Annotated in this window: 8 protein-coding genes; 5 read left to right on the plus strand and 3 right to left on the minus strand. The window is 75.0% G+C overall.

The features are described 5' to 3' along the window. The 5 genes from MNZ27_RS22610 to MNZ27_RS22630 all read left to right on the plus strand — a co-directional run. On the plus strand, positions 1-797 hold a 797-nt coding region (locus MNZ27_RS22610), incomplete at its 5' end, for a peptidoglycan DD-metalloendopeptidase family protein (RefSeq protein WP_242396332.1). 33 nt (positions 798-830) lie between these two features. Further along, positions 831-1,349: an adenine phosphoribosyltransferase gene (locus tag MNZ27_RS22615; protein WP_242396333.1), complete on the plus strand. Its 519-nt coding sequence runs from the start codon at positions 831-833 to the stop codon at positions 1,347-1,349. Between the two features lie 321 nt (positions 1,350-1,670). Then, complete coding sequence (locus MNZ27_RS22620) at positions 1,671-2,501, plus strand: MBL fold metallo-hydrolase (RefSeq protein ID WP_242396334.1); 831 nt, start codon at positions 1,671-1,673, stop codon at positions 2,499-2,501. Between the two features lie 60 nt (positions 2,502-2,561). Then, complete coding sequence (locus tag MNZ27_RS22625; RefSeq protein ID WP_242396335.1) at positions 2,562-3,266, plus strand: ferredoxin reductase domain-containing protein; 705 nt, start codon at positions 2,562-2,564, stop codon at positions 3,264-3,266. Between the two features lie 12 nt (positions 3,267-3,278). Continuing rightward, entirely contained in the window at positions 3,279-4,436 is a 1,158-nt protein-coding gene (locus tag MNZ27_RS22630) for an AI-2E family transporter (protein WP_242396336.1), read from the plus strand. Positions 4,437-4,750: 314 nt separating this feature from the next. On the opposite strand, the gene MNZ27_RS22635 is transcribed toward MNZ27_RS22630, so the two are convergent. The 3 genes from MNZ27_RS22635 to MNZ27_RS22645 are packed head-to-tail and all read right to left on the minus strand — an operon-like array spanning position 4,751 to position 6,479. Further along, positions 4,751-5,161, minus strand: a complete 411-nt coding sequence (locus MNZ27_RS22635; protein ID WP_242396337.1) for an acyl-CoA thioesterase — start codon at positions 5,159-5,161, stop codon at positions 4,751-4,753. A gap of 8 nt (positions 5,162-5,169) precedes the next feature. Next, entirely contained in the window at positions 5,170-5,418 is a 249-nt protein-coding gene (locus MNZ27_RS22640; RefSeq protein ID WP_242396338.1) for an Lrp/AsnC ligand binding domain-containing protein, read from the minus strand. Then, positions 5,415-6,479, minus strand: coding sequence for a DNA-3-methyladenine glycosylase family protein (locus tag MNZ27_RS22645; RefSeq protein WP_242396339.1), 1,065 nt, complete (start codon positions 6,477-6,479; stop codon positions 5,415-5,417). Before MNZ27_RS22645 ends, MNZ27_RS22640 begins: the two co-directional genes overlap by 4 nt. Positions 6,480-6,786 lie beyond the last annotated feature (307 nt).

Raw genomic sequence — 6,786 nt, forward strand, 5'->3', positions numbered from 1 at the left:
GGCCCCCGGCGGCCGCGCCGACGCGCCCGCCGCCTCCGGCGCCGCGCCCGCCGAGCCCGCCCGCGACGGCTCCGGCCCATGACGAGTCGGCCCCCGCCCGCGGCGTGATCCACGTGGTCCAGCGCGGCGAGACGCTCTGGCGGATCGCCCGCGCGTACGGGATCGACCTGCGCGAGCTCATGGAGACGAACGGGATCGCCGACCCGCGCGCGGTCGCGGCGGGCGCCGAGCTCTTCGTCCCCGGCGCGTCGCGCGTCGTGGCGGTGCCGCTGGCGGGCGATCCGGCGGCCGCCGCCCCGCCCTCTTCCGCCTCTTCGGCCTCCGCCTCCCCCCCTGCGCCCTCGCCGGAGCGCGCCGAGCACCACGAGCCGCCGCGGGACGCGCCGCCGCCCCCGGAGCCCGCCCGCGCCGAGGCGTCGCCGCGGAACGCGCCCCCGCTCGCGTGGCCGCTGCGCGGCGTCCTGTACGGCCGGTTCGGCGTCCGCGCCGGGCAGCGCCACGACGGCATCGACATCGCCGCGCCGGAGGGGACCGAGGTCGACGCCGCTGCCGACGGCACGGTGATCTACGCCGGCGCGCAGGCGGGGTACGGCGACATCGTGATCCTGCGCCACGACGACGGCCTCCTCACGCTGTACGCGCACGCCTCGGCCGTGCTCGTGCGCGAGGGCGACCACGTCCGCCGCGGCGAGCCCGTCGCCCGCGTGGGCCAGACCGGCCGGACGACCGGGCCACACCTCCACTTCGAGGTGCGCGAGGGCAGCCGCCCGCGGAACCCGCTGCTGTTCCTGCCGTGATGGAAGCCGCGCCCGTGCTAAGGTGGGCGGGCCATGATGGATGCCGTCCGCGCCCGGATCCGCGACGTCCCCGACTTCCCGCAGAAGGGGATCGTCTTCAAGGACATCACCCCTGCCCTCTCCGACCCCGCGACGTTCCGCGAGGTAATCGACGCGTTCGTCGCGCGCTGGAAGGGCGAGCGGATCCACAAGGTCGTCGGGATCGAGTCGCGCGGCTTCCTGTTCGCGGCGCCGCTCGCGTACGCGCTCGGCGCCGGGCTCACGGTGGCGCGCAAGCCGGGCAAGCTCCCGTGGCAGACGATCCGCGAGGCGTACGCGCTCGAGTACGGCGAGAACGCCCTCGAGCTCCACGTGGACGCGGTGGGGCCGGGCGAGCGGGTCCTGGTCGTGGACGACGTGCTCGCGACGGGCGGCACCGCGGGCGCGGTGGGCCGCCTCGTGGCGCGCCAGGGCGCCGAGCTCGTGTCCTTCTCGTTCCTGGTCGAGCTCTCGTTCCTGCACGGCGCTCGGCGGCTCGGGGCGGACAAGGTTCACTCGCTGATTAGTTATTGACGGGGGCTGCGCCACCGCCTGCGTGCCGAGGTCGCACGCCGGTCCCCGTGATCCGTGACCGTCACCGTCACCGGGTCGCGTGGCCCGTGGCCCGTTCCCGTGGTCCGACGCCGTCGGATCACGGGCCACGGGCCAGGGGACACGGGAGGCGGGAGGCGGGCACGGGAAACGGTCACGGGAAACGGTCACGGGTACGGGCACGGTGACGGGTACGGGGTACACCGGTGGCCCCGCTTCCCACGCCGATGGACTCACGATCAGTGACGCCGGACGCAGCCCGCCGGTCGTGCCCCCCGAGGGCGCTGCGGTTATGATCGCGAGGTGCCCGAGTCTCACCCCGCCCCGCTTCGCTCGCTCAAGTTCCTCGGCACCGCCGGTGCCCGCTTCGCGGTCTCGACGCAGATCCGGCACTCGGGCGGGGTGGTCTGGCGCCTCGGCGATTTCACGATCTGGGTCGATCCCGGGCCGGGCGCCCTGGTGCGCGCGCTCTCGTCGCGCCCGAAGATCGACCCCTCGCGCGTGGACGCGCTCGTGGTCACGCACCGCCACCTCGACCACTCGGGCGACGCGACCGCGGTCGTGGAGGCGATGACCCGCGGCGGGTTCGCGCGGCGCGGCACGCTCCTCGCCCCGCGCGACGCCCTCGAGGAGGAGCCGGTCGTGTTCCGGTACGCCCAGAAGTTCGTGGACCGGCGGCTCGTCCTCTCGGAGGGGAGCCGTCACGAGCTGGCGCCGGGCGTGGTGCTGGAGACGCCGCTCGCGCACGACCACGGCGTCGAGACCTACGGCTACCGGCTCGCGACGGACGGGCTCGTCGCCGGCCACGTGATCGACACCTTCTGGATGGACGCCCTCCCCGCCGCGTACGCTGGGGTCGATCTGCTCCTCGTCAACACGACGCGCGCGAAGGGGCGCGATCGTCGCTACCTCCACCTCGGCGCCGACGACGCCGAGGCGCTGATCGCGGCGATCCGGCCGCGGCTCGCGGTGCTCACGCACCTCGGGATGCAGCTCCCGCCGCTCGCGGCGCAGGCGGCGGCGCAGGCGATCTCGGCGCGGACGGGCGTGGCGACGGTCGCGGCCCGGGACGGGTGGCTCCTCGACCTCGACCAGCTCCCGGTGTCCGGGGGCGCGGCGGGAGGTCCCGGGTGATCCCCGATCGCGGCGGCCCGGAGCGCGCCGGCCGGCCGTTTCCGTTATAGCCTCGCGTCGATGCTGGGCCCGACCGACTACACCCCCGTGCGCGTCACCGCCGCGTGGGACGAGACCGCCGCGTTCCGGGCCGTCCGCCTGGCGCTGCCGCCCGCGCTCGCTCGCGCGCACGTCCGCCCGGGGCAGGTCGTGAAGATCCGCGTCCCCACCGGCGAGGGGTTCTTCGCGCTGGCGAGCGCCCCCGCGGCGGACGCCGTCACGGATCTGCTCGTGAAGCGCGGCGGGAAGATCGCCGACGCGATCGCGGGCGTGGAGCCGGGCGACGCGCTCGAGGTCACCACGCCGTTCGGCGAGGGGTTCCCCGTCGAGGAGGGGATCGGGCGGGACGTCCTACTCTTCGGCGCCGGGTCCGGCATCGCCCCGATCCGCGCCGTCGTGCAGCACCTCCTCGCCCAGCGTGACGAGTTCCGACGGGTGACGCTCTTCTACGGGCAGCGCCACGGCGCCGAGTTCGCCTACCGCGGCGAGCAGGTGCGCTGGGAACGCGGCGGCGTGCGCGTCGTGCTCTGCCCGTCCCGGGCCGACGACGCGTGGACGGGCGTGCGAGGGCGCGTGCAGGAGGTCGCGCGCGCCCTCGCCTTCGGCGGGACCGCGCCCGAGGAGACGGTGGCGTTCGTGGCCGGGATGACGGCGATGGTGGAGGACGTGCGCCGCGTCCTCTCGGAGGCGGGGATCCCTCCGGCGCGCGTGCACGCCAACTTCTGACCCAGGGGAACCATGGCGACCGACATCCACGCCCGACGCTTCATCGTGATCCTCCTCGTCGCCGCCGCGGCGCTCACCGCGTTGCTGATGACACCGTTCTGGGCGGCGCTCTTCCTCGCGGCGGTCCTGGCGGCCGTCCTCGCCCCGTCGATGGAATGGCTCTCGCGGAAGCTCGGCGGTCGCCGGGCCCTCGCGGCGACGCTCCTCACCGTGGGCGTCCTGCTCGTGGTGGTGTTCCCGGTCGCGACCTTCGGCGCGATGCTGGCGAACCAGGTGCTGACCGGGATCCAGTGGCTCCGGGACGCGCTCCAGAGCGAGGGGATCGCCGGCCTGGTCGCGCGCCTGCCCGCGCCCGTTGAGCACCTCGCGCGGCGCGCGCTCGCCGCGATCCCGGAGCCGCAGCGGCAGCTCCAGGAGTTCGCGGGCGCTCGCAGCGGGCAGGCCGCCGCGGCGGTCGGCGGGCTGCTCGCCGCCACGGGCGGCGCGCTGTTCCAGGCCGCCATGATGCTCGTCGGACTCTTCTTCTTCCTCGTGGACGGGCGCGGGCTCCTGGGCTGGCTGGACGCCCAGGTGCCGCTGCGGCCGGGCCAGTTCCGGGAGCTCATCGGCGACTTCCGCCGGACGACCGTCTCGGTGCTCGTCGCCACGGTGGCGACCGCGGGCATCCAGACCGTCACCGCCTTCGTCGGCTACCTCGTCGCGCGTGCGCCGAACCCGGTCTTCCTCTCGTTCATGACGTTCGTCTTCGCGCTCATCCCGGCGATCGGCGCGACGGCGATGGTCGTTCTCGTCGGGATCATCCTGGCCGCCACGGGCCACCTCCTCGCCGGGATCTTCCTCGCCGTCTGGGGGATCGTCTTCGTCTCGATCATCGACAACGTGGCGCGGCCGTACCTGCTCAAGGGCGGGATGGCGCTGAACGGCGGCGTCGTCTTCTTCGCCCTGCTCGGCGGGGTGGCGGTCTTCGGCGCGATCGGCCTGGTGGTCGGGCCGCTCATCGTGACGTTCCTGCTCACGACCGTGAAGATGTACCGCCGCGAGTTCGGCGGTCCGGGCGAGGGGGGCGCCGGCCCCGAGGCGCGGGCCGGGGTCGCGACCGGGGTCGAGCCGGACGCGCCGCCGGCGGGCGCCGCCCACGGCTCCGGGGCCGGCGCGCCGCCGGCGGGGTGATCCGACGCACCCGCGAATGCCGGAGCGCGAGGTCACGGGTATCCCGGCGCAGGCGGTCCTCCCGTCACCGTGGCCGTGCCCGTGACCGTCACCGTTCCCCGTGTCCGCCTCCCGCCTCCCGTTGCCCGTTGCCCGTTGCCCGTCACCCGACGGCGTCGGACCACGGGATCCGGGCCACGGGATCCGGTTCACGGGTCACGAGAGGCCGGTGACGGTGACGGGCACGGATCACGGGAGACCGAGCGCCGCATCGTGCGATCGCGGGCCCGGACATAGCGGAGCAGCGCAGGCGGAGCGGGGGCGCAGCCCCCGCTTCAACGATGCCGCTCGAACGCCGCCCGGACCTTCTCCGGGATCTCCGTCTTCTTCCACCCCGGGACCTCGATGCACGCGAGCACCACGGTGGAGCGCGCGGCCGGATCACGCTCGCCGGGGCGGTACACCTCGTAGGCGAGCGTGATCGCGTGCGCGGTCACCTTGGTCACGCCCACCTGGATCGTGACGAGGTCGCCGTGCTGAAGCGGCTCGACGAAGTCGGTCTCGATGTGCACCACCGGGAACGCGACGCCGAGCTTCTCCGACAGCTCCCAGATCGGAACGCCGACCTCGCGCGCGAAGAAGTCCTCGAGCGCGCGGTGGAAGAAGTCGTAGAAGCGCGGGAAGTAGACGATCCCGGTCCGGTCCACGTCGGGATGGCGGACGGGCTGCTGGATCCGGAACGCCATGCGTCCTCCTACGCGCTCGGCTTGAAGGCCCTGAAGGCGAGCAGCGTCTCGGTGTCCCGGACGCCCGGGACCTTCTGGAGGAGGTCGGGGATGAGATCCCCGAACTCCTCGTAGGTCGGCGCGTACAGCTTCACGAGCAGATCCCACGCGCCGGTCACCGAGTGGACCTCGGACACGCCCTCGATCTCCATGAGCGCATTCGCCACCTGCTCGAGCCGCCCCAGGTGGCACTTCACCAGCACGAACGCCGCCTTCATCCGGTCTCCTTTTCCGAGGTCCCTCGCTTCTTACCACCTCGGTGACGAGGCCGCGCGCCCGAGGTTCGCCCCCGGCGGGGCGACGCGTCCGCGCGGGGCGGCCAGGTCGGTCGATCGCCGTGCCAGTCGGCGGTGACCTCGAGCCACATGGCGAGGCCAGCGTACTCCCCGTACGGTGCGTACCACCGCCGCAGGGTCGCGTCCTTCGGGACGGACCGCTTCCCGCGGAGCCGGGCGAGCTTCGGACGGGTCCAGGAGTCGAGCGCGAGGTGGCCGTGACGCCCGAGGAGGCGCAGGAGGTGCTCGGTGGCGTACGGCCCGAACCCGGCGAGGGCGGAGATCCGCTCCGCCACCACCTCCGTCGGGAGCGGGCTGGCGCGCAGCGCCTCGAGGTCGAGCGCCCCCTCCGCGTTGGCGCGGGCGAGCGCGAGCAGGGACGGGGCGCGGTACCCGGCGCGGATCTCGTCGCGGAAGAAGCGCTCGTCCCGCGCGGCCATGGCCGCCGCGGTGGGGAAGGTGCGGGACCCGAGCGGCGAGGCCTCCCCGAGCTTGTCGCAGAGGTTCGCGACCATCACGCGCGTGAGCGCCCAGGTGCAGTTGGTCGTGCAGAGCGTCTTCACCGCGTCCTCGAAGACGGTGGGCGAGCGCAGGAGCCTCCCGGCGCCCCGGGCGAGCGCCCAGCGGAGGTCCGGCAGGTCCTTGCCCGTCCCCGCGGCGCGCCGCGCCTCGAGCCCCGCGGCGAGGGCGCGGAACGGCTCGAGGTCCTCGTCGAGGGCGAGGCAGATCCCGAGGCCGGCCCGGGCCTCCCGGGACTCCGCCGCGGAGAGCCCGCCGTCGGCGAAGGCGTGGAAGGCGAGCCCCCGCTCCGCCGGCGCGACCTCCGCGTCCACGAGCCGCCCGGAGCCGAGCCGGAGCGGCCGCCCCAGCACCTGCCGCGCCGGATCCCAGCGCCACGGCGGCAGGTCGTACCAGCCGTGGCTGCGCACCACCAGGGCGAGATCGAACGGCTCGGGGACCAGCACGCTCTCCTCCGCGAGGGCGCCGCCGGGGGCCGGGGCCACGACGGCGACTCCCGCGAGATTCTCTATCACCGGGCGCGCGGAGCGGCCGCGGATCGCGGCGACACCGGGCGTCGCCTTCGACCCGGCGGGCTTCCGGGTTAACCTCGTCCCGTGAAGCGATGGGTCGCCCTCGCCTGCGTCGTCGTCGGCTGCGCCGGAGGTCGCCCGAGGAGCGCCCCCGAGCCCTCGGATCCTCCGGAGCAGGCGGGGCTTCCGCCCGCGCCGGCCGCGGCCGCGCCGCGACGCGCCGTTCCCGGCACGGCAGGGGCGCCCGCGCCCGTCCGCGGCCCGGCCCGCCCGGCGCCGG

This window comes from Anaeromyxobacter oryzisoli, from assembly GCF_022690765.1.
Classification (GTDB): domain Bacteria; phylum Myxococcota; class Myxococcia; order Myxococcales; family Anaeromyxobacteraceae; genus Anaeromyxobacter; species Anaeromyxobacter oryzisoli.